The following is a 22,264-nucleotide window of genomic DNA, read 5'->3' on the forward strand; positions in this document are numbered from 1 at the left end:
ACAACTGCCCTTTTACCAGTGCTCCGCCCAAATTACTTTTCCACCTCTGGATTCCGCAACGCAGCAAGCAAGGTTTTCATCTCTTCCATCTTTTCCGGTTGGGCAGCTGCAAGGTTCACTTTCTCGCCCGGGTCATCGGGCAAATAAAACAATTGGTCGACGGGAGAAAACCCGGTACTGATACCGGTACCCCAAGGTACCAGTTCAGGCCCTTGGTGGGCAGGAATGAATTTATAGCCGTCTCGACTGACATAACTTAGTACACCCTGTATCGCCTCCTGAACCAGCCCTTCTCTTCCCGCCTTGTCCGATCCGACGAACGCCTCCCAGCTGTCTCTGGTATCCGCAGCTTGTTTCTTATCGTACGATGCCTCCAAAAAGCCCGCAAAAGACCCCATCAAATCCACCTGTGAAAACAAAGCCGAGCTGACAATGCCGGCAGGGATTCCTTTCGGCCATCTCACCACCATAGGGACCTTGGTACCTGCCTCAAATGCGCTGTATTTCCCTCCCCGTAAATTTGCCCAAGGCTTGTGGGCACCGATGCGTTCTTCCGCCATATCCTGGTAACCATCGTCTAGGACCGGGCCGTTGTCGCTGGTGAAGACAACGATGGTGTTTTCGGCAAGTCCCTTTTCATCCAAGAATCTCAGCACTTCACCGACCGTCCAGTCCAATTGAAGCAAGGCATCTCCCCGGAAGCCATAGTCCGATTTTCCCTGAAACCTCTCATGCGGCATCCTGGGAACATGGATGTCATGAGTAGCCAAAAAAAGAAAAAATGGCGAATCACCTGCATCCTCCATGAACTGAACGGACTTCTCCACAAAAATATCCGCAAAATCCTCGTCTCTCCAGAGGGCCGATTCCCCTCCAGCCATATAGCCGATTCGACTGATCCCATTGATGATGGTTTGGTTGTGGCCGTGAGACCACCTCATTTTTAATAGCTCGGGATGATCCAGCCCCGTGGGCCTGTCCCCCACTTTTTCACGGTAATTCACCTCTATCGGATCCTGTGAATCCAAATTCAGCACGTGCCTGTTTTCCACGTATACGGTAGGCACCCGGTCACCGGTGGATGGGATGATAAATGCATAGTCAAACCCGATATCCAAAGGTCCATGACTGATCTCGCCATTCCATTCCGGACCGGCGTCACCGCCCAGCCCCAAGTGCCACTTTCCAACCACCGCTGTGCGGTATCCAGCCCTTTTCATAATTGCCGGCCAGGTTTCCCTGCCCTTACGAATGAGCGCAGAGGCATCCCCGGGAGCTACGCCTCTTCCCTGTGCCCTCCATGCGTACTCGCCAGTGAGCATGGAATACCGGGAGGGAGTACAAGTGGCAGCGGTGGCATAGGCATTTTCCAGCAATAATCCTTCCTTTGCCAACCGATCGATATGCGGTGTAGGAATCAAACCACCATAGGAGCCAATATCTCCGTACCCAACATCATCTGTGTAGATCACTACCACGTTGGGTCTTGCCCGTAAGTCGTCTTCCTTCTGCCCTTCACAGGCGAACAATACGGCAAACAGTATTCCAATACACCGCCTAGATCTAATCCATTCGAAAATTCGTTGCATGTAGCTATCTCTTTTACGTTGGGTTTGACATCAGCCTATTATCAAGGGATTTGATTTTCGGGACGAAAAACTCCCTACCTCATGGCCCTAGCTGTTCCCTGATGTAAAAAAACAAGTCGAAAGATAGAGACCGAAATCCGCTAACGCCAGATTTCCACTCAATTTTCCGGTTATTTTCCCTCCATATCATCAATCCAAGCCTTGATCAATGCCAAGCCTTCTGCGTGCACACTTACCCTGCCAATCTCCGGCATGGCGGCTCCCACCTGATTGGTGCCCATTCGATAGGTCAATATGGATTCGGCGGAGTTTCCGGGCAGGATATCATACGTAAACGAACCCGCACCAAAACCAGCTGCTACCGGTGTTTTGAAAATCCCCAGCTTCATGGGGTCTGTTTCCTCATAGGTCAAAAAAAGCCCTGACGTGCTGGCCGGCCCCTCCGCCCGGTGGCAATGGGCGCAGTTAATGTCCAAATAAGCTCTCGCCCTGGCATCCAGTGCCTCCTTTTCATCCTCATAGGCGGCCATTTTGGGAAATGCCTCCAGATTATCTAATGGAGGGATAAATCCGTGTCCTTCCCACATGCGGAGCTGATTTTCGGCCTCTTGCCCACCCCTACTAAAATTGAGGTACTTGGCCTTCACGCCGATGGGCTGCATTTCTTCGCCCACGTTGTGGCAGCTCTTGCATTGGGCTTTGTTGGGCACGATGTAGTTGATCACCTGATCTTCTCCCGTCAGGTCCGTCCACTTAACGGGAATTTCAGCCCCTACCACCTTAAACACCGCATCGGTCTGATCGGCATTCCACACATACGGGAAGGCTTCCCATTTACCCGCCCGCTTCACAAGCAGCCGGGTTTCCAACACACGTATCTGCTCGTCCTCCTTTCGGAAGTCCGCCGGATAGTAGAAGTTTTTTACGATGATCGTCCGATCTGGAAATGCTATGGTTCCCTCCGCATCGTCCAACACCCTTGCCTCCGCTCCGGAGGGCATCCATACAAAACGGGACTTGTGCGCATAGTCTGTAAACAATGCCGAAACCGGCTCGTAGGAAATCACCCTTTCGGCCGTTTGAAACTCCCTAAGCTTTCCTTCGAACAACCCGTAATCTGAAAGTTTTGGAAAGGGAATCGCCGTGAAATCCAGCTCTTCCGTATCCAGCATAGGGGCCTCCCAGTCGCCATAGGGTATCCGTATGACATCGTCTACTTCCACGGTTGTCTGTTCCTTGACACAGGAAGCCAGAAGAACCACCAAAACGAACCCATAAATGAAACGCAATAGCCGCATACCTTATCGATTTGAAAGGGCTTTTACATCGGTTTGAACGCTGAGCGAACAGGAAAAATCGGCATATTCCTTTGATGCAGTGATGTCATCCGCTCCGCGGGAAAGATCGAAATGACTAAACCTCAAATTCGGCTGCCCCTCCTCCTGAATACAGATTCGCATGGGATTAGACCGCCAATCCGCAGCAAGTTCCTTGTCCCAAAAACCATCGTAAATGATGTCTTGGGTTTTTCCTTTTCCGTGGGCATTGTATACGCTGATAAGCTGCCCAAATTCCTTGGTTAGGTCGGGGAATTTCCAGGTCCGTTTGTAGTCATTTCCATGGATATAGATCTCCGAGGTATATGGCGACCAATTGGCAGCCTCGGTAGGAAACCCGGTGATATGGTAGTTGGCAATGGAAATACCTACGGTTTTATTTCGGTGAATCCGGTTGCCGAACACCTCGACCTCCTTAGCCGCCAACAAAATAACACCGGAGCCCGGAGGAATCATGGTGACGGTGTTCCCGTTGGGATTATCACCCAACGGTACCGCAAAATTGACATGGTTGTTTGATACGATATCGTTGTCGTAGATCTTGGTGCCGCGGCCCTCTGCTTTGGGCAATCCGGGCAGGTTGAAGACCAGTATTCCCCCGGAATTATCTCGGGCTGTATTTCCAAAGACCTCTGCATTGTCGGAGTTTTCGATTTCAATGCCGGCCACATTGCCAAAGGCAAGGGAGTTTTTCACGACGATATTCTCTGACTGACCTACGTAAATACCCGCGTCCTTGGAATGGGAAGCGATACACTCATCGATGACCACATTTTTGCATTGTACCGGATAGATGGCATAGGTGCCGTTTTTAGATTTATCCCCATTCGTCCAGGTCACATTGATCCTCCGAAAGGTTATGCCATCGCAGTGCTGGGATTTCACGCCGTCACCCGGCGCATCTTCAATACTCAGGTCCTGTATGGTCACGTTATCGCCTACCAGCTTTACCCCCTCACCTCCGGTACGGAGATTCCGAAAAGAAAGTACAGTCTCGGCCATGCCCGCACCCACGATGCGCACATTTTTCCTTCCCTCTAGGATAAGCTGTGTCTTCAATTCATAAAAACCTGCGGGTATCTCGATCAACGCGTCGTCCTCTGCCAGTATAAAGGCCTCAATGACTTTCTCCACCTCCTGTTCCGTCGCCCTTCGAAGCTTGCTGGAATCAAAGGTCATCTCGGTATTGGTGGAATTACAGGCGGAAAAACAAAGGGAAAGGACAAATAGAATGATGGGCAAACGGGCAATGGGAGCAACTTTCATACGTGGCTAGGGTTTTTTGACCCTCAAAACTACTGAAAAAAGAAACGGGCACCATTTGACAAATGTCAAAAAATCACCTGGATCCCCGGATCCGGCTCAAGGTTTCCAAACTGATCCCCAAGTAGGAAGCGATGTGTCCAATGGATGCAGATTGGATGATTTCAGGGCCTGTCCGGATCAATTCCTCGTACCGCTCCCGGGCTGATTTGAATTTGGAAAAAATGAAGGCTTCCTCCACGCGCACATAATATTCCTCCAAGGCCCGCCGGTACACCTCCGCCCAAAAGAGATCCTGCTGTACCAGTCCCATGAGAGCCTCCCGGCACACACACCACACCTGGGCATCAGCAATGATCTCCAAGCCTTCGTAACTGGGCTCCCCGGTAATAAAACTAGCCATGGAAGTGACGAATTCCCCCGGTCGGGTAAAGCTCACGGTGACGTCCTTCCCTTCTCGCAGGTAGAAGCTCCTCGCTATCCCTGTGTCAAAGAAAAACAACCGGTCGCAGCGTACCCCAGGCTCCAATAACCGGCTTCCCTTAGGCCGGAATGCGCATTCTCCCAGTCCCATAAACCGGTCAAACTCCCTATCCGGGATTGATCCCATTTGTTGCAATATGGTTTTCAGTTTTTCGATGGTAGTTGTTTTTTGTTTACGTCAATTAGTTGACCAATAACGATGGAACTTTGCCATTGCCCTCAACGAGATTGATTTCTTCCTCCGTCAACCCGTAAAGCTGGTAAACCAGTTGATCTATTTCGGATTCAATTGGGGAGGTGTTTTCTACCGGGGATATTCTCTTTGTTTCAATGATATTCGAAACAAGCTGTTCTATTTTCTCCCGAACCTCGGAGGGTGGATCAATTACCGGTATCTGGGCCAAATATTGCCGGATATATCTCAAATACCCTCCTCGGATGGTAGATGTTAGATTGGCATAGAAAAAGTGGACCAACGAAGAATTGAGAAGAGCCAATAAAAACGAATCCGCTTTCGGAATTATATAGGCTGTATTGACGCAGTACATGCCATTTCGGTCCAACAACGCCTCTGCTTTGATAGAAATATCCGGAAGCATGATCTTGTCTTTCTCAAACTCGCCATAGTAGTCACAAGCCCTTAACTCCCACCAAAAATCCCCCTTGTCAGTGCGCCTTCTTGCTGCCTTCTCAAATGGCTTTAGGTGGTTTGCGATGGCTGGGTAATTTCTCCGGAGCCACTCCCAAGCCGGGTCATACTCCATATACCCATATCTTGGTGGCTCGTTTACTTCGCTTATCTTATTCGGATCACCGTCGGGCAAATTTCTTTTGATGGTAAATCCTTTAGGAAAAAGAATGAGATACCTTTCCGGTTCGGGCGACTGATACCGCTTGATATCCCTTCCCGCCAAAAACGGCTTGATTACCTCAGCATTTTTGGGATCTTCGGCAATTAGCCGTTCCCTAGTCGCCTGATCGATGACAAAGGCTTCGTTGTATCCCGTCTTTATTCCGTAGAGGATTTTTCCATCTACATACTCGGAGAGTGGTACCCCTTTGGACTTTAACTTGAGAAGCAATTCCTGAGACTTCCTGTCAGTCAAAGTCCAGCCATCTTCGGCAAGTGCCTCCACCAGCACCTCAATCCGATTTTCATGCAGATAGCTACCCATTCCCCTTGGAAAATCCAGTGTGTTGAGGTTTACCGCCGTGAACTTTTTGGATGGCATTCTTTTTCCCAGCCCCATGATCAATGGATAGGTAGTGGCTTCTTCGAAAACAGGTAAATCTCCAAAGTCCAATAATTCCTGAATCTCAAAGGTCTTGACGTAGCTTCGGAGCGCTTTTCCATAAGAAGCCCGCAGCCATTTATTGGGAATGATAAAAATGAAATTGCCTGACCTTTTCAGCAGGTTCATACCGAGCTCTACGAAGTAGACGTAGAGATCAGCTGTGCCTAGAAAGGTTTTGAAGGCAGTTTGCAAATAGGGCTTGAGAGTAGAAAATTCCTCCTGCCTGATATAGGGCGGATTACCAATCACCACATCAAACCCCACAAAATCCCCCTCGTCGTTGAGCACCTCGGGAAATTCAAAGCGCCATTCGAAAGCATTTTCGTAGATCTTATTGGCCTTTATTTCCTCTATTTCCGTTTCCAGTTTGTGGAGGGTCTCTTCCAGCTTGGCCACCCTGCCGCTGCGCTCCTTTTTCTCCTTTGTGCTCTCTTCAAATAGACCTTGCTGCATGGTCAGGTTGTACAGCTCGCCGGCCAGCTGGGCTTTACGCTTGATTTTGGGGTCGTTTTTGGCGATCTCGCCGCGGAAATCCGATTTGATGTCGGCTATCAACCGCTCCATTTCCCGTTTTTGTTCCTTGCTTTGGGCATTCCGGTAGGTGTCTACGGCGATACGGTAGGCATCGATGCTCCACTTGCTCTTCTTCAGCGCCTGCTTCAGGTCGGCATCGAGGGCAAAGCGGCTGACCAGGGAATTGCCGCATTTGATGTTGATGTCGATATTGGGTAGGGTTTCGAGCTCGGTAGGGCTTTTATAGTAGGCATTTTTCAGTAGCTCTATCCACAACCGTAGCCTACAGATCTTCACCGAGTTGGGATTGATATCGACGCCAAATAGGCAGCTTTCGATCAGGGTCTGCTTTTCATAAAAAAGGGTTTCTTGTACGCGTTGGCTCTCTTTGTTTTTGGGGTTATACTGGAAAATGGCGCCCTCTTCGTCGCTGACCACCAGTTCATCGTTGGCTACTTCTACCCTGTAGTGGCTCATTGGCTCCCAGTTGGCATCTACCAATATCCGCAGCTCACTTTTGAGGGCTATCAATTCATTCAGTACCGACACCAAAAAATGGCCGGATCCCACGGCCGGGTCTACGATCCGCAGGCTGTTGATGATCCGGTTGGCTACTTTTCTCAATTCCTTTCTGTCCCCGCCTTTTATTTCCTCCTGGATATCCTCCTTCAGCTCTTCAAAGGATTTGCAGCTCCATCCCTTGGCTTCATTGAATTTTTGCACCACCGCTCTTCGGATGGTTTCACGGGACATGTGCATGGTGATAAATCCGGGCGTAAAGATAGATCCGTCTTTGTAGCCGTTGATCTTTTCAAAGATCAGCCCCAGCACGGATGCGTTGATCAGGGTTTTGTTTTCTTCCTGGATCTCCTCCGAGCCTTCGCTGCTAAAATCATACGCATTCAGGAACGCAAAGAGGTACTCCAGGGTAGGCAGCTTACTTGATCGCTTCCTTCCCTGCCCATCTTTCAGCACCGTAGATGGAATAATGGGAATGGTCTTGTCGTCTTTTAGATTGCTGATAAACAGGGTAGCATGTTCGATTTCTGTGGGCTCAAAAAGGGATGAGTTGAGATAGGGAACCCGCTCGAACGTTTTTTTGACATCGGTGTTCCGCTCGTCATACTTCTTTGCCAAAACATCAAAGAATAGACTATTCAGGTCGTCGTAGTTTTTGACCTTATCCAAGCTGAGAAAGGAATAAGTGGTATCCCCCCGATGGTAGGTGATCAACTGTGCCTCCAAGAGCTTCAGAAACAGGATTCGGTTGATCCACGTGATGGAAAGCTCCAGGGCTACCTGGAAGAGTTGCTCCTGATAGGTGAGTCCAAACCGGGAGGGCCGCTCGAGGAACCGGATCTTATCCAAGCTGTCCAATCGGAGGATCGTGTTTTCCAATAAGCTCCCGGTGTTGCGGTCATCTTCCTTGTTCCTTCCGATCAGCTTCTTGTCGCCCTCTTTAGTTTCAGTCAGGCCGATAATATGCAGCAATTCGCTGTAAAAGCGTTTGTCCAAGCTGTTGCTGTCATTGGCAAAGGGGAGCTTCAGCAGGTGCTCGGGTGACAGCAACTTATACAGGGCAATCAGTTTGTTGTCATCCGCCTTGTCCTCGTTGCGTAGAGGCTTCTGATACTCCTTCAGGTTAAAGTAAGTAAATTCGATTTCTACGGAAATGCCGTTGATAAAAGGCTCCGCGATCTGCTTGTAGAAAAAATCCGTCCGCGTATCCGCAAGGCGGCCCGCTTCAAAGTCATTGAATTGTTTGACCAGGCCTTTACTTTGGGCAAAGCATCTATCGAAAATGCCAGCGTCAAAGATAAACCATTCGTAGATATTGGTGATGATAAGGTGGCGTACCTCAAGGTTATTGTGGGTAATCCGTTCTCGCAGGTAATATAGGACAAGCTCTTGGAAGGCTTTGGTATTTAGCTTTTCAGCCGATACCATCTGGCCTCCTTCTTGTTTGTTTTTAGGGGTCTCGAATGCCTGGGGCATTTCGCTTTTGTTGGTGGGCTTTTTCGTTTCTACAATGACTCCCACCGAGCTATCCGGCTTGGGACCATTGTGGATGACCAGGTCTGTTTTTTCCTTGGTATTGATGAAGTAGCCCGGATCATAGTAGGTCTTCCTCAAAAAATCGATGACTAGGTTTTTATGGAACTCCTCAGAACTCACCTCATTGGTAGTATCGAGCAATTGGATAAGGCCACGCTTAAACCGTTCTATGTCCGCACGGTTTGGTTTTACCTTTAAGAAGGCTTTGTTCAGCGCCTGTCTGGGTTTCAGTATACTTAACCACATTAACTCACCTGATCTCTTTTTTGATTGCTCAATTTAGCGTTTTATCACGATTTTTCGCTCGGTACACCAGAAAAATCGACTTCACGAAACAGCAACACAAACTTTCCTTCCGTGCAGTCCCTCGGCTATTGACCGGGAGCGCCGACCTGCCAGTCTACTTAGCGGAAAATCATTTTACCACTTTCGAGAACAATTACATTCTTTTAAATGTATATACATTAAATATTTATACACGTAATGAACACGGTAATAGAAAACTTGAGGTGGCGCTACGCCACCAAGCGAATGAGCGGAAACGAGGTTCCCGCAGATAAACTGGAAACGATTTTGGAGGCAGTACGGCTGACGGCCACCTCCAATGGATTACAGCCTTTTACACTGCTGCTTATCAGTGATTTGGAGGTGCGTAAGAAGATTCAGCAGGTGGCATTTAACCAGCCACAGATCGTGGAGGGATCGCACTTGCTGGTATTTGCCGCTTGGAAAACCATTTCCGAACAGCGCATCCGCACTTACTTTGAGCAGGTCTACCGTGAGCGTAACTTGGCGGTTGGCAGCCTGGCCGGGTACGAGCAGTCACTGATCAAACGCTTTGCATCCATGCCCGAAAAAGACCAGTTTGAATGGGCGGCCCGGCAGGCCTATATCGGGCTGGGCTCGGCGTTGATTGCCGCTGCTGAAGAGCGCGTGGACAGCACCCCCATGGAAGGCTTCTACCCTGAGGAGGTAGACAGCATCTTGCAACTGGATAAACTTGGCCTCGGCAGTGCCACCATGCTGGCATTGGGCTACCGAGACCAACAGGCCGATCCGATGGTACATGCCCCAAAGGTCAGAAGACCCATGGAGGAACTACTGGTACGCATATAAACCATGGCATAGAAAGTTTAATCAATTACCCCGGCTGGGAAGAAAAAAGACATCAATCAAAAGCGGTAATTCAAAAATATCCCCGTGTAGGGCTGGAACCGGATGCCGTTTTCGCTTATGGTATGTCCAACGGCTGACTGCAGCTGGTACCTAGCTCCCTCATCCGGCATTTTTGTGGATTCTTCCGTGGTAATTCTTTGACGTCCGACCGAGCCGACTAAACGGAACTCCGTGCTGAAAAGCAGCCGAGGTGAGATGGAGAACCGGATACCCGCGATGGGCGACAGGGCTAGCCGGTCCAGGTGGTGGTAGTTATCCGTTTTTTCCAAATAGGTAATATCCGTAGCCTCATTCCAGCGGGGCCTTTCATACAGGATATGGCGGCGGTCCCGACTGCCTTCCAGTTCCAGCCCATAATACCACTGCCATTTCCTGTGGATGGTTTTTAGCCATTCGTGCCCAATGGCAAGGCCGTATTTTGCATGCTGGCTCATCTCCACTATGGTGCCAGCTACCATGTTTGATCTGTTTAAATTGCCGTAGACCCTTACCCTTAGCATCCGATTGGCTTTGATTTTTCGCTTCAACATGACCTCCAAGGGAGACCTTGCGCTTTGGTCCATCCAACCGTCAAAGGCAAAATAGGTGTTGATCCCCAGTTCATAGTTACCAAAGGTCTCAGGAAGGGCAATGGGGGCTACAACCTGCTCGGGAGGACTTTGGGAAAACACCTTGATACAACCCAAAAAGGCAAAAAGCGTGATGATTATCGTTGGTTTCATATATCTTTCGTCAAAACAGAGATCAAGTTGGGATTGTCGCTTATTGCGACAATCCCAACCAAATTCAATTATTCTTCTAATATTTGCCTTTTAAGTAACAGCAACAAAGTCTTTTTATAAGTATATCTTTTTCATAGTTATAAAATTATATTAACAAAAATTCCCGAATACGGCTGGAAATTGAATTTCCAGTTTGCTACGTTATATCTGCCCCAAGAACCAGGCATGGAATTATTTGGGTTTTCAATTGTGGCAATAAGCGAATCCGAATTAAACTTGAGCTTCTCGTAGAAAATTTCCAGCCGCATTTCAAGCGAAACATATAAATAGTGCGATGGTCTATAGGTAAAACCAGCCAAAGGTAATACACCGATTCTTCGTGTTTTTTCGAAGTCTGTTCGTTTCACAAAAAAATCCCCCATTGATGTGCTATTGATAAAATACCTGGTAACCTTGTTGTTATTCACACCCATTTCAACTTCCCCTCCATAATAATAGCCGAATCGGTTACCAAGAGGCAGGTGCCACTCGTACCCCAACGCCAAGCCCAACTGGGACTGATGGGTTTTCCGCCTTTCCTGATCGTCGTTTCTTTCCGTGTTGGCCAATAGGCCTTTTAGCCGGACCCGGAATGCCTGGTTGTTCTTTGCCCCTCTCCTTAACAAAATCTCCATCGGGGTAAATGTACTTTGGTCGAGCAGCCCCTCTACCGCAAGCTGAGAATTGATCCCCATACTATACACGTTCTTATCTAGAAAAAGCCTGCCTGCACGAATCGTGTCACCTTCCTGGGCAAAACCTAAACCATAGAAACCTGTAAAAAAAACAAGCACTAAAAAACACCTCATTATTTTCCTTTTTTAGAAAGATAGGCGATGGAAAATTTCTTTCCTAATCAATTAATATATTTATTTCTAAATATATTTTAAAGGTATTTTGATAATTTATTTTTTTAACGTTTTTATTATCAAAGTAATAATAATTATATTTAATATATTTTTATATATCAAATTATAATGTAATTTTTTATACTCTTGATATTTATGTAAGACAAAATAAAATATTTTTGTGGACTTATAAGGATAGGTTTGTAAAAATCCCCGAAGGCATTGATCAATGGAGACTGGGGTACGGACGGAAAATTAACGTAGTTTTGGTGTAAATCCCATTCCAAAAAAGGAAGGAAAACAACTTGGTTCAGATTCGGGATGAAAACTGAAAAATAGGTTATCCGCCTAGCATCCACAAATTACCTAAGAGGACTTTAATTAGTTGCCGGATGTTTGGTAAACCTGCCCGTTCATTATTATTCCAGACCGATCTCGAAATCGCAGCTTACTTCCTATCGTTCAAACAAGCCATAGATTGCGGTCGTTCATTATTATTCCAGACCGATCTCGAAATCGCAGGTCATTGTTTACTAAAACACACATTAGTAAGCCATTGCAAATAGCCAAAAAGGGATTGCGAAAGAAAAGGAGGTTGGGATTAGGAGGGTGTAGCCGATCCTACGCCTAGTCGGCGTAGGCTTAAAATGGCTTAGGTTCCTGCTTCACATGCCTAAACCTGAGTATTAGTATTTCTTTGTCGGTGTAGCGGTAGGCGATTCGATACGAGAATCTTTCAAATGCCCTGTAATTGCCAGGGTTGTCTCGCTTAAACCTGTCTAATGGATACCTTTCTGGGTGTTTTGGCAAGTTACGTACCAAAAACAAAATGGCATCTTTGACCTTTTCAGCACTTGCAGGAGAGTTTTCTCTGATTTTTTCGTACGCTTTTTGAAATGAAATATAGGCACTTTTGCTCCAAGATATAGCGCGTTGCTCTTGGGGAAAATTGCTATCAGCATTTTCTTTTACCATTCTTTAGCCATTTTCTCTATTTCGTCATGGCTATAGCATTCTCCCTTGTCAAACTCTGCTTCAGCCTCCTTCATTTCCTGATTGTATTGATCAATACTTACCGGCTGCTCGGTGAATTTGATCAAAGAGGTTTCCAATTCAGTGAGCTCTTCTTCATTCAAGTGCATTACCCTCTCGATAATTGCATACTTCCTTGCTGCAATCGTATTCATTCTTTCTACATTTATGGCCTTTCAAAGATAACGATTTTAGAGGGAATTAGATTTCTCTTCCTCTGCTTATGGATGGAATTTCAGATACGCAGGATCGTAGGAATATGCTGTGGTACTAGGTTCCTTAAAGTCGTTAGCGGCAAATGTCAACGATAGCTGTGATTAAGCTAACTGGGCTAGTCAGTCGCTGTTGGTGGTAGGTTTGGGTCAGGTTATCCACCTCCCCGTCGGTGGATACGGTCATCTGATTGCGCCTACCCAACTTTGTAATGTTTCCCTTGCCATCATACAACATTCCGTTTAAAGTGAATCAGTTGCTTTCCGCCGAAGGCATAAGTGGGATTATGAATGAAAATGGATTTAGGAATCGCAGGGTGTAGCCAACTCTACACCCTGTCCCTGTATGGGGGCTTCAACCCTGAGGAGGTAGATAGCATCTTGCAACTGGAAAAACTTGGCCTCGGCAGCGCCACCATGCTGGCATTGGGCTACCGAGACCAACAGGCCGATCCGATGGTATATGCCCCAAAGGTCAGAAGACCCATGGAGGAACTACTGGTACGCATATAAACCAAGGCATAGAAAGTTTAATCAATCACCCCGGCTGGGAAGAAAAAAGACATCATTCAAAAGCGGTAATTCAAAAATATCCCCGTGTAGGGCTGGAACCGGATGCCGTTTTCGCTTATGGTATGTCCAACGGCTGACTGCAGCTGGTACCTAGCTCCCTCATCCATGATTTTTGTGGATTCTTCCGTGGTAATTCTTTGACGTCCGACCGAGCCGACTAGACGGAATTCCGTGCTGAAAAGCAGCCGAGGTGAAATGGAAAACCGGATACCCGCGATGGGCGACAGGGCTAGCCGGTCCAGGTGGTGGTAGTTATCCGTTTTTTCCAAATAGGTAATATCTGTAGCCTCATTCCAGCGCGGCCTTTCATACAGGATATGGCGGCGGTCCTGGCTGCCTTCCAGTTCCAGCCCATAATACCACTGCCATTTCCTGTGGATGGTTTTTAGCCATTCGTGCCCGATGGCAAGGCCGTATTTTGCATGCCGGTCCATGTCCGTAACGTTAAATTCAACCTTATTGGATTTGTATAAATTGCCGTAGACCCTTACCCTTAGCATCCGATCGGCTTTGATTTTTCGCTTCAGCATGACCTCCAAGGGAGACCTTGCGCTTTGGTTCAACCACCTGTCAAAGGCAAAATAGGTATTGATCCCCATTTCATAGTTACCCAAGGTCTCAGGAAGGGCAATGGGGGCTTCAACCTGCTCGGGAGGACTTTGGGAAAACACCTTGATACAACCCAAAAAGGCAAAAAGCGTGATGATTATCGTTGGTTTCATATATCTTTCGTCAAAACAGAGATCAAGTTGGGATTGTCGCTTATTGCGACAATCCCAACCAAATTCAACTATTCTACTAATAGTTGAATTTTAAGTAACAGCAACAAAGTCTTTTTATAAGTATATCTTTTTCATAGTTATAAAATTATATTAACAAAAATTCCCGAATAAGGCTGGAAGTTAAAGATCCAACTTTTTATATCAGCTCTGCTATACCCTGTGGAACTGAAATCATTTGGATTTTCAAATGGTGCTTGAAATCCATTAGCTCTTAATTTGGCTTCTTTATAAAGTATTTCCAGCCGCATTTCAAAGGAAACAAATAGATAGGAGAATGGTCTAAACGTAAAACCCGTAACAGGAAGAATTCCAACCGTATGGACCTTTTCAACATCCAATCTTTTTAAAAAAAAATCCCCATGAGATGCATGAAAAATAGAGTTTCTTGTGTTATGATTTCTATTCCGTCCCAGTTCCAGTTCCCCTCCATAATAATAGCCGAATCGGTTACCAAGAGGCAGGTGCCACTCGTACCCCAACGCCAAGCCCAACTGGGATTGATGGGTTTTCCGCCTTTCCTGATCGTCGTTTCTTTCCGTGTTGGCCAATAGGCCTTTTAGCCGGACCCGGAACGCTTGGTTGTTCTTTGCCCCTTTCCTTAACAAAATCTCCATCGGGGTAAATGTACTTTGGTCGAGCAGCCCCTCTACCGCAAGCTGAGAATTGATCCCCAGACTATACACCTTCTTATCTAGAAAAAGCCTGCCTGCACGAATCATGTCACCTTCCTGGGCAAAACCTAAACCATAGAAACCTGTAAAAAAAACAAGCACTAAAAAACACCTCATTATTTTCCTTTTTTAGAAAGATAGGCGATGGAAAATTTCTTTCCTAATCAATTAATATATTTATTTCTAAATATATTTTAAAGGTATTTTGATAATTTATTTTTTTAACGTTTTTATTATCAAATTAATAATAGTTATATTTAATATATTTTTATATATCAAATTATAATGTAATTTTTTATATTCTTGATATTTATGTAAGACAAAATAAAATATTTTTATGTACTTACAAGGATGGGTTTGTAAAAATCCCCGAAGGCATTGATCAATGGAGACGAGGGTACGGACGGAAAATTAACGCAGTTATCGTGTAAATCCCATTCCAAAAAAGGAAGGAAAACAACTTGGTTCAGATTCGGGATGAAAACTGAAAAATAGGTTATCCGCATAGCATCCACAAATTACCTAAAAGGACTTTAATTAGTTGCCGGATGTCTGGTAAGCCTGCCCGTTCATTATTAATCCAGACCGATCTCGAAATCGCAGGTCATTGTTTACTAAAACGCACATTGGTAAGCCATTGCAAATGGCCTAAAAGGGATTGCGAAAGAAAAGGAGGTTGGGATTAGGAGGGTGTAGCCGATTCTATACCCTGTATGGGGGCCGGTAAGGCAATAGTAGAAGCGACAGGCCGAATTCGCCAGTATTATGGGGCGGATTTCCTTCAGAACGGTGCACTCAAAGAACGGCTTGCCTAAATAATCGGAGTTGGTTTTGACCCTTTATTCACCTATTTTTGTTTATTAAATGATTTTGCTGCTATTAATAATACGCATGGTCAAAGATTACGGAGGGAATAAATCGTTGATCAGAACAAAATCAGGTGCAATTGCTTATAAATAGATTCCTCGAAGATTTCAACGCCGAAAAAATATCTGGTCCTATGAAGCAGCTCACACTATCCGTCGCAGACAGTAAGTTCAAAGCTTTTCTAGAGTTCATCAAAACCCTGGACTATGTGAAGGTGGAAGATTCGGAGGAAAAAGCCCTGGAAGAACTGCAAAGCAGTCTTGATCAGGTGAAGCTGATGCAGGAAGGCAAACTCCCGAAGCAATCAGCCAGCGATTTTCTCAATGAGCTATAAGGTAATCCCCACGCCTGATTTCAAGAAACTCTTTAAAAGGCTTGTCAAGAAATATCCTTCAATTAAAGCTGACCTGCAGCAGCTGATTAACATACTCGCAGAAAATCCAACCACAGGAATTGATCTTGGTCACGGCATTTACAAAATACGGATGGCCATTTCTTCCAAAGGCAAAGGAAAATCTGGTGGTGCAAGAATTATCACCTTTCTGGTGACTGAAGATCTGGAAGTGTACCTGGTTCATATCTACGATAAAGGACAGCTCGACAACCTGTCCAAAGAACAGATCATCGAGTTCCTAAAAAAGGCTGGATTGAAAGGGTAAATCCTTTATTATTTTGTATTTTTCATATTTACTTATACCCTTTGCAAAACCCTAATTTATTTACAGATAAAAAAAATACAAACCCAATTTCTCTCGATAGCTAACTCTATTTTTCGATTAGTTCCTGTTTTTTAGCAGTTGGAAAGGGACCTGTCTACCAATAATCCATGAGTGTTAGATCACCTAATCCCGCATTATTTCTCGCGCTCGAACAAAGGACAATAATTACTTGCCGGATGTCTGGTAAGCCTGCCCGTTCATTATTAATCCAGACCGATCTCGAAATCGCAGGTCATTGTTTACTAAAACACATTAGTAAGCCATTGCAAATGGCCAAAACGGGATTGCGAAAGAAAAGGTGGTTGGGAATAGGAAGGTGTAGCCGATTCTATACCCCGTATGGGATCCGGTAAGGGAATAGTAGAAGCGGAAGGCCGCATCCGCCAATATTAAATTTGCGAAAAAAGCCAACACCATTTTAAATAATTCGTTTCTTCACCAAGCCACCCGGCAAGCCCACCTCCTTCCAAAGGGCATCCTTATCGTTAAGAAAAACCTACTGACAACTCCATAAACCATTCAATGAAAGCGGACCCGATCCTAATTGAGCAGCAATTGGCGTTAATCGAATCAGAAATGCGACAGGCGTGCCTGGAACAGCCGGAACTAATCGAAGCCATCCACCCCAATAATCAATCTGCCGCAAAAAATCTGCTGCACTACCTGGCGTTTAGAAGCGAAGACCGCACTAAGCTACAGCTGGCACTACATCGACTCGGACTGTCGGCTCTTTCCAATGCCGAAAGCCATATCTTGTCACAGGTACAGTCCGTAAGAAAACGGCTCGGCCATCAATACGAAGCCGAGGAACTGTTTCAGCACACCTACCCCGAAACGAAGGCGTACTTGGCCAGAAAAGCCAATCAGCTCCTTGGGACTGGGGAACCCGGGCATCATCCCTACATCATGGTCACATTGGATCCCGACATGATAGGAGAGCATCATAAGCTGGGAGAACTGCTGCAGCACGGCATGAACGTGGCGCGTATCAACTGTGCGCACGGGGATCAGGCTACCTGGAAAGAACTGGTTGAAACCATTAGGAGGGCATCCCATGATTCAGGAATCCCGTGCAGGATCTACATGGATCTGGCCGGGCCTAAAATACGAACCAAATTTCTCGGTGACGACAAGAAGAAGAAGTCCCTCTCGATTGCAGAAGGTGAATTGCTATACCTGGCGGCGTCGCGTAAGGGTTTCCGAAAAAAAGACCGGGTGGTCAGTCCCTCGGTGCCGGAGGTCCTTCCCTATCTTAGGCCGGAGCAACGGGTGCTTTTCGATGACGGAAAGGTCTATGGAACCATCGAATCCAAAGACAAACGCGGCGTAGCGGTTCGGATACGGAAATACTTCACCAAAAAACAACGCATGAAGGCCGACAAGGGGATCAACTTCCCCGATAGCAAGATAGACATTCCGGCACTCACCGCCTCAGATCGGGAAAACCTTCCTTTTATCGTATCCCATGCAGACCTAATCGGCTATTCGTTTGTCAATACGCCAGAAGACCTGCAATTGCTGCGCAGCCTCATAGGAACGCTAAGCGAAAACCCTCCTCCTGTTATCCTAAAGATCGAAACGGCACTATCGGTAAGGAACCTGCCCGCCTTGTTGTTGGAAAGCATGAAAGACCCGTTATCGGGGGTGATGATCGCGAGGGGGGACCTGGCGGTGGAAACGGGATTTCAAAAGTTGGCAGAAATCCAGGACGATATCCTTTGGGTATGTGAAGCGGCACAGATTCCGGTAATTTGGGCTACCCAAGTGCTGGAAACCCTACATAAAACAGGTATTGCCACTCGGTCCGAGATCACCGACGCCGCACAGGCCGCCCTGGCAGAGTGTATCATGATCAATAAGGGACCACACACCGTAACCGTGATCGAATATCTAAAAGAAATAATCCACCGGTCGAAGACCCAGCGTACGAAAAAACGCTTTTTGGTCGGGAAATTAAAGCTGGGTAAGCTTTGATTGGGTATTTTTAGGGTATGGATAGAAAGAAACTGGTCGTCATCGGTGGGGATGCTGCCGGCATGAGTGCCGCCTCCAAAGTCAGAAGGTCTCAACCAGATTGGGAAATTGTGGTGTACGAACGTAGCCCCCACACCTCGTACTCGGCCTGTGGCATTCCTTATCTTATTGGCGGCATCGTCGAGGCAGCATCGTCGCTCATTGCGCGCAGTCCGGAGACATTTTGGGAAAAACACCAAATCCAGGCCAAGACCCGCCACGAAGTAGAAAAAATCGATCCCAAAAAGAAGCGGGTGATGGTAAAAAACCTGGCTACCCAGCGTACAGGATGGGAAACGTACGATTATTTACTTATCGCCACGGGTACATCTCCCATACGCCCCGAGATTCCGGGCGTACAAGCCCAAGGCGTGTTCTCCCTGTCCACGCTCCAATCTGGTATCTTGGCCAAAAACTATGTAACGGCTAACCAACCCAAGCGAGCTGTCATCGTTGGGGGAGGATACATCGGGCTGGAAATGGCCGAAGCGCTATTGGAACGGGGCCTCTCGGTTTCCCTGATTGACCGAAACGAACAGGTCATGGGAACGCTGGACAAAGATATGGGGCTGTTGGTATCCCACTACCTGGAGGACCAAGGTGTGCAGCTTTTTCTCGAAGAAAGCCTTACCAAAATCCAGACCGATGCTGCGCAAAAGGTCTGTGCGGTGGAAACGGACAAGCGCACCCTAGATGCCGAACTGGTCATTTTGGGCATAGGCGTGAAACCCAACTCCGAACTGGCGGCAGATGCAGGCATCCAGCTCTGTGACTCCGGCACAATCGCCGTAAACGATCGGATGGAAACCTCCGAGCCAGGTATCTGGGCGGCGGGGGACTGTGCCTCTTCTCGGCATTTGCTTAAAAACAAAGACATCTTTATATCCTTGGGAACGGTCGCAAACAAACACGGTTTGGTGGCAGGCTCTGTCATCGCAAGCGAAAAAGCCACCTTCCCCGGAGTCCTCGGGACAGCAATCACTAAATTTAAGGATATGGAAATCGCCCGCACAGGGCTCTCCGAAACGGAAGCTGTAGCATTGGCCATTCCCTACCAAAAAACCACTATCGAAAGCAGTACCATAGCCCGGTATTATCCCGGCAGCGGAAAGATCACCGTCAAACTGCTATGCCGCAAAGACAACGGCCTTGTATTAGGTGCTCAAATTGCCGGAGCCCAAGGAGCTGCCAAACGCATAGATACCGTGGTAGCGGCAATCCAAGGAAAGTTGACTGTACAAGACCTGGTATACTTGGACCTGGCCTATGCGCCGCCCTTTTCGGGCGTATGGGACCCGATTCAGATTGCCGCCCGGCAACTCGTCTGAAGATCCAATTGGCTAAAAGGGACTTGCTGTAGAAATACCGCAAAAACAGCGTGAATTCTTATTTTTTTAGTTTTAATTAACTACCTTACAACCTGAAACTTATCTTTCAGTCCATGAACCGAACTCTTTTTTCCTTTTTCCTAAGTTGCTCTATCGGAGCAATCTTCGCCTGCAACCGGCCATCGGAAAACGAAAAGCCCATCTCCGTCGAACTTCGGCTGGAGGACTCCATCCAGGTCAATTACGAAGGCTTGCTGGATCTGATGGACATCGACCCAACCCGCAAGAGAATCCTACTACACGACCCACAGCGGGGGATCATCCTACTGACTGATTTTTCTGGAACCCATCTGGAAACTATGAAAAAACGAGGCGATAACAGGGATAGCTACGGCATGTACCCGTGGACACCAGCCCAATTTTTGGAAAACGGTCATTTCTTCCTCATTGGGTTTAAAGGCTACCAAGAATTTGGGCCGGATGGCCGATTAGCCCGGGCCACGCCGTTTTCTTCCCAAGATGTACCCGGCTTTTCGGGCAGAGCGGCCGCGGACAACCCTGCTGCAAGTCATGGGTCGAAATACATCTTTCGTGGAATTACCGCTTGGGGACAACACACCAAAGCAGAGCCAGAATACTATGAAAACTTCCAGTTGTTGGCTACCCTTAACCCCGATTCCGGTAAGTTGCACCGTTTTCTACACCTTGCGAATGAAAGTCTCTTTAGAAATGGCCAAGCTTACGACGTCACCGAGATGATACCTTCATTTGCGCTACGGGGAGATTCACTGTATGTAACCGTGGGCACCGATCCCAACCTATACCTGTACCACCTAGACGACACCTCCTCGCCGATTGCTGTCCATAAAATGGAACATAGCCTGTTTTTCCCCGGTCAGGGAAAAGCCCCGGCCGAGGCAGATGTAAGAGGGATAGCGTTGGATGCGTCTGCCGGAAGAACCCGATCGCTTGCCTTGGTGGACACGCTCCTCTTGGCCTGTTACCATCCGGGGTTTGATCCGTTGGATAGGGAACGCTATCAAAACCTAGAGGGGAATTACGCCGAATTCATGGCGGAAATGGAACGCAAATACACCGATAGGTTGCTCATCATGAACCTGGGAGGGAAACGCTTGGCTGATATTGAAATCCCCAGTCAGCTGGACTACCGACAACTTCTCTATAGGGACGGGGAATTGTGGTTTTTGTCGAGGTTCAACAAAGAGCAGGAGGAAGATTTTGTAAAACTTTACAAAGTTAATTTGGCTATCAAAAACTAACCTATAATAGAAATGGCTACTTGGAACAGCAGGATGAAAATCCCAAAGGCTTTTTCCTTTTGCCGATTAACCCGTACCTTCGTGACGTAAACGAATAGGGAAAAAACATGAGAGTTTGGTTTTTGTGCAAAGTAAAATATGCCAAGGAAAACGAGCAGGGACTACTGAAGAACGTATCTGAACAATATTTGGTAGACGCAGTATCCTTTACCGAGGCCGAAGCAAGGATCTACGATATGCTGGGCTCGGTCATTCGCGGCGATTTTCAGGTAACCAATATCAGTAAGAGCAATATTGTGGACGTCTTTTTTTTCGAGGACATAGACATTTGGCATAAATGCAAGATCACCTACATAGTGGCCGACGCGGACAGTGGTAAAGAAAAAAAAGTCACTCAATTTATGCTCGTTACTGCTCACCACGTGAAGGAAGCCTACGAACGGATTTATGAGAGTCTGAACAACATGCTGGTAACTTTTAATGTCCCTGAGGTAGTGGAAAGCCCCATCGTGGAGGTATTCCCCTACGAAAAAGACGACGACCTCAACCCTCCCATTCCTGAAAACCTGAAACCCCTCAGTGAAGTAAGCCCATCCTGACGATCAGGGTTTCAATCAAAAAACAAGGTTAAAGAACAAAAAACTTTATTTAAAATACATATTTTATTATATTGCGACGAAATTCCCTCGTTCGCATGAAGAGATTAATCCTATTCATCACCCTTGTATTATCCACCTTCCAGCTACTTATTGGGCAAGATGACCGAACCGACCGCATTGGCATAGGATTAGGCCCTTCCAAATTATATGGCGACAACACGGGTATACACAGTGAGTTTAAATTCAGGGTATTACCGGCTTTCTCCCTTGATTACAGTAAAAAAATCAATGAAAATTTTGATGCAAAAGTCACGATAGGATTTCAGTCTATCCAGAGCGGTGACTTTTACGGAATGAATGAAATCTCCAAAATCGCAGATGCCGGCCTGCCCCACGCGTTTACCGGCTCAATGTTTTTGGTAGATGCCATGCCGATCTACCATATCAACCCGAACAAAAGCGGCTACCTTCCCTCGCTCGTGAAAGTCTACACAGGCCTGGGACTTGGATTTTTTGGCTCGTCTCGGGAGGACACCAGGCGATTCTTCAACAATGCCGGTGGATTTAGAGATGAAACAAGTAACGGTTCCAACTCCGGATTGTACATTCCGGTTAGGTTGGGTGGCTATATCGAGTTGGAAAAAACCAAAGGGGAAATTGGGTTGGAAGGTTCCTTACTGATAGCTGCCACCGGTCAAATGGAGGGAAATGATCAGCAACAAAAACTCCTAAGACCAGATATTGCCGCTCAACTCATCGTGTACTACCGCATCCCTATAGGTAAATAACAACGAGTTATCCCACACCTCTTTTCTAACGATTCGGTTATCATTTCACGGTTGGCTAATAGCCTCGGGAGGAATGGGGT

The 22,264-nt window shown here is 46.9% G+C and carries 20 protein-coding genes; 9 read left to right on the forward strand and 11 right to left on the reverse strand.

The features are described from left to right. Positions 1-32: 32 nt before the first annotated feature. The 5 genes from ADIS_RS15005 to ADIS_RS15025 form a co-directional block, all read right to left on the reverse strand. On the reverse strand, positions 33-1,589 hold the full coding sequence (locus ADIS_RS15005) for a sulfatase-like hydrolase/transferase (protein WP_010855453.1): 1,557 nt from the start codon (positions 1,587-1,589) through the stop codon (positions 33-35). A gap of 170 nt (positions 1,590-1,759) precedes the next feature. Then, positions 1,760-2,887 carry an SO2930 family diheme c-type cytochrome gene (locus tag ADIS_RS15010; protein ID WP_010855454.1) on the reverse strand — a complete coding sequence of 376 codons (1,128 nt, stop codon included), beginning with the start codon at positions 2,885-2,887 and terminating at the stop codon, positions 1,760-1,762. A 3-nt stretch (positions 2,888-2,890) separates the two neighbouring features. Beyond that, positions 2,891-4,192, reverse strand: coding sequence for a parallel beta-helix domain-containing protein (locus ADIS_RS15015; protein WP_010855455.1), 1,302 nt, complete (start codon positions 4,190-4,192; stop codon positions 2,891-2,893). 73 nt (positions 4,193-4,265) lie between these two features. Beyond that, positions 4,266-4,799, reverse strand: coding sequence for a Crp/Fnr family transcriptional regulator (locus ADIS_RS15020; protein WP_010855456.1), 534 nt, complete (start codon positions 4,797-4,799; stop codon positions 4,266-4,268). Positions 4,800-4,854: 55 nt separating this feature from the next. After that, positions 4,855-8,781, reverse strand: coding sequence for a class I SAM-dependent DNA methyltransferase (locus tag ADIS_RS15025; protein WP_010855457.1), 3,927 nt, complete (start codon positions 8,779-8,781; stop codon positions 4,855-4,857). A gap of 237 nt (positions 8,782-9,018) precedes the next feature. On the opposite strand from ADIS_RS15025, the gene ADIS_RS15030 reads away from it, so the two are divergent. Further along, positions 9,019-9,651: an NAD(P)H-dependent oxidoreductase gene (locus ADIS_RS15030; RefSeq protein ID WP_035806261.1), complete on the forward strand. Its 633-nt coding sequence runs from the start codon at positions 9,019-9,021 to the stop codon at positions 9,649-9,651. Positions 9,652-9,707: 56 nt separating this feature from the next. Here the strand turns inward: ADIS_RS15030 and ADIS_RS15035 are convergent, their stop codons facing one another. The 4 genes from ADIS_RS15035 to ADIS_RS15055 form a co-directional block, all read right to left on the reverse strand. Then, positions 9,708-10,433, reverse strand: a complete 726-nt coding sequence (locus ADIS_RS15035) for a hypothetical protein (RefSeq protein ID WP_010855459.1) — start codon at positions 10,431-10,433, stop codon at positions 9,708-9,710. Between the two features lie 137 nt (positions 10,434-10,570). Further along, positions 10,571-11,281, reverse strand: a complete 711-nt coding sequence (locus ADIS_RS15040; RefSeq protein ID WP_010855460.1) for a hypothetical protein — start codon at positions 11,279-11,281, stop codon at positions 10,571-10,573. Positions 11,282-11,962: 681 nt separating this feature from the next. Further along, on the reverse strand, positions 11,963-12,295 hold the full coding sequence (locus ADIS_RS15050; RefSeq protein WP_010855462.1) for a type II toxin-antitoxin system RelE/ParE family toxin: 333 nt from the start codon (positions 12,293-12,295) through the stop codon (positions 11,963-11,965). Continuing rightward, a complete protein-coding gene (locus tag ADIS_RS15055; protein WP_035806262.1) occupies positions 12,289-12,507 on the reverse strand; it encodes a hypothetical protein in 219 nt (72 codons plus the stop codon). Before ADIS_RS15055 ends, ADIS_RS15050 begins: the two co-directional genes overlap by 7 nt. A 348-nt stretch (positions 12,508-12,855) precedes the next feature. Here ADIS_RS15055 and ADIS_RS15060 point away from each other — a divergent pair, with 348 nt between their 5' ends. Beyond that, the gene (locus ADIS_RS15060) at positions 12,856-13,077 is read left to right on the forward strand and encodes a nitroreductase family protein (protein WP_035806263.1); all 222 of its coding nucleotides are present in this window, start codon (positions 12,856-12,858) and stop codon (positions 13,075-13,077) included. Between the two features lie 56 nt (positions 13,078-13,133). Here the strand turns inward: ADIS_RS15060 and ADIS_RS15065 are convergent, their stop codons facing one another. After that, the gene (locus tag ADIS_RS15065) at positions 13,134-13,859 is read right to left on the reverse strand and encodes a hypothetical protein (protein ID WP_010855467.1); all 726 of its coding nucleotides are present in this window, start codon (positions 13,857-13,859) and stop codon (positions 13,134-13,136) included. Positions 13,860-13,996: 137 nt separating this feature from the next. Next, a complete protein-coding gene (locus ADIS_RS15070; protein WP_010855468.1) occupies positions 13,997-14,707 on the reverse strand; it encodes a hypothetical protein in 711 nt (236 codons plus the stop codon). Between the two features lie 883 nt (positions 14,708-15,590). On the opposite strand from ADIS_RS15070, the gene ADIS_RS15075 reads away from it, so the two are divergent. The 7 genes from ADIS_RS15075 (at position 15,591) to ADIS_RS15105 (ending at position 22,184) form a co-directional block, all read left to right on the forward strand. Beyond that, complete coding sequence (locus ADIS_RS15075; RefSeq protein WP_010855470.1) at positions 15,591-15,791, forward strand: hypothetical protein; 201 nt, start codon at positions 15,591-15,593, stop codon at positions 15,789-15,791. Further along, positions 15,781-16,116, forward strand: coding sequence for a type II toxin-antitoxin system RelE/ParE family toxin (locus ADIS_RS15080; protein WP_010855471.1), 336 nt, complete (start codon positions 15,781-15,783; stop codon positions 16,114-16,116). Before ADIS_RS15075 ends, ADIS_RS15080 begins: the two co-directional genes overlap by 11 nt. A gap of 582 nt (positions 16,117-16,698) precedes the next feature. Continuing rightward, complete coding sequence (locus ADIS_RS15085) at positions 16,699-18,150, forward strand: pyruvate kinase (RefSeq protein ID WP_010855473.1); 1,452 nt, start codon at positions 16,699-16,701, stop codon at positions 18,148-18,150. Positions 18,151-18,167: 17 nt separating this feature from the next. Beyond that, complete coding sequence (locus ADIS_RS15090) at positions 18,168-19,517, forward strand: FAD-dependent oxidoreductase (RefSeq protein WP_010855474.1); 1,350 nt, start codon at positions 18,168-18,170, stop codon at positions 19,515-19,517. 113 nt (positions 19,518-19,630) lie between these two features. After that, positions 19,631-20,797: a hypothetical protein gene (locus ADIS_RS15095; RefSeq protein WP_035806266.1), complete on the forward strand. Its 1,167-nt coding sequence runs from the start codon at positions 19,631-19,633 to the stop codon at positions 20,795-20,797. Between the two features lie 107 nt (positions 20,798-20,904). After that, positions 20,905-21,396 carry a DUF4494 domain-containing protein gene (locus ADIS_RS15100; protein ID WP_010855477.1) on the forward strand — a complete coding sequence of 164 codons (492 nt, stop codon included), beginning with the start codon at positions 20,905-20,907 and terminating at the stop codon, positions 21,394-21,396. Between the two features lie 95 nt (positions 21,397-21,491). Beyond that, the gene (locus ADIS_RS15105) at positions 21,492-22,184 is read left to right on the forward strand and encodes a hypothetical protein (protein WP_010855478.1); all 693 of its coding nucleotides are present in this window, start codon (positions 21,492-21,494) and stop codon (positions 22,182-22,184) included. The last annotated feature ends 80 nt before the right edge of the window (positions 22,185-22,264 follow it).

The organism is Lunatimonas lonarensis (genome assembly GCF_000390185.1).
In the GTDB taxonomy this organism is placed as follows: domain Bacteria; phylum Bacteroidota; class Bacteroidia; order Cytophagales; family Cyclobacteriaceae; genus Lunatimonas; species Lunatimonas lonarensis.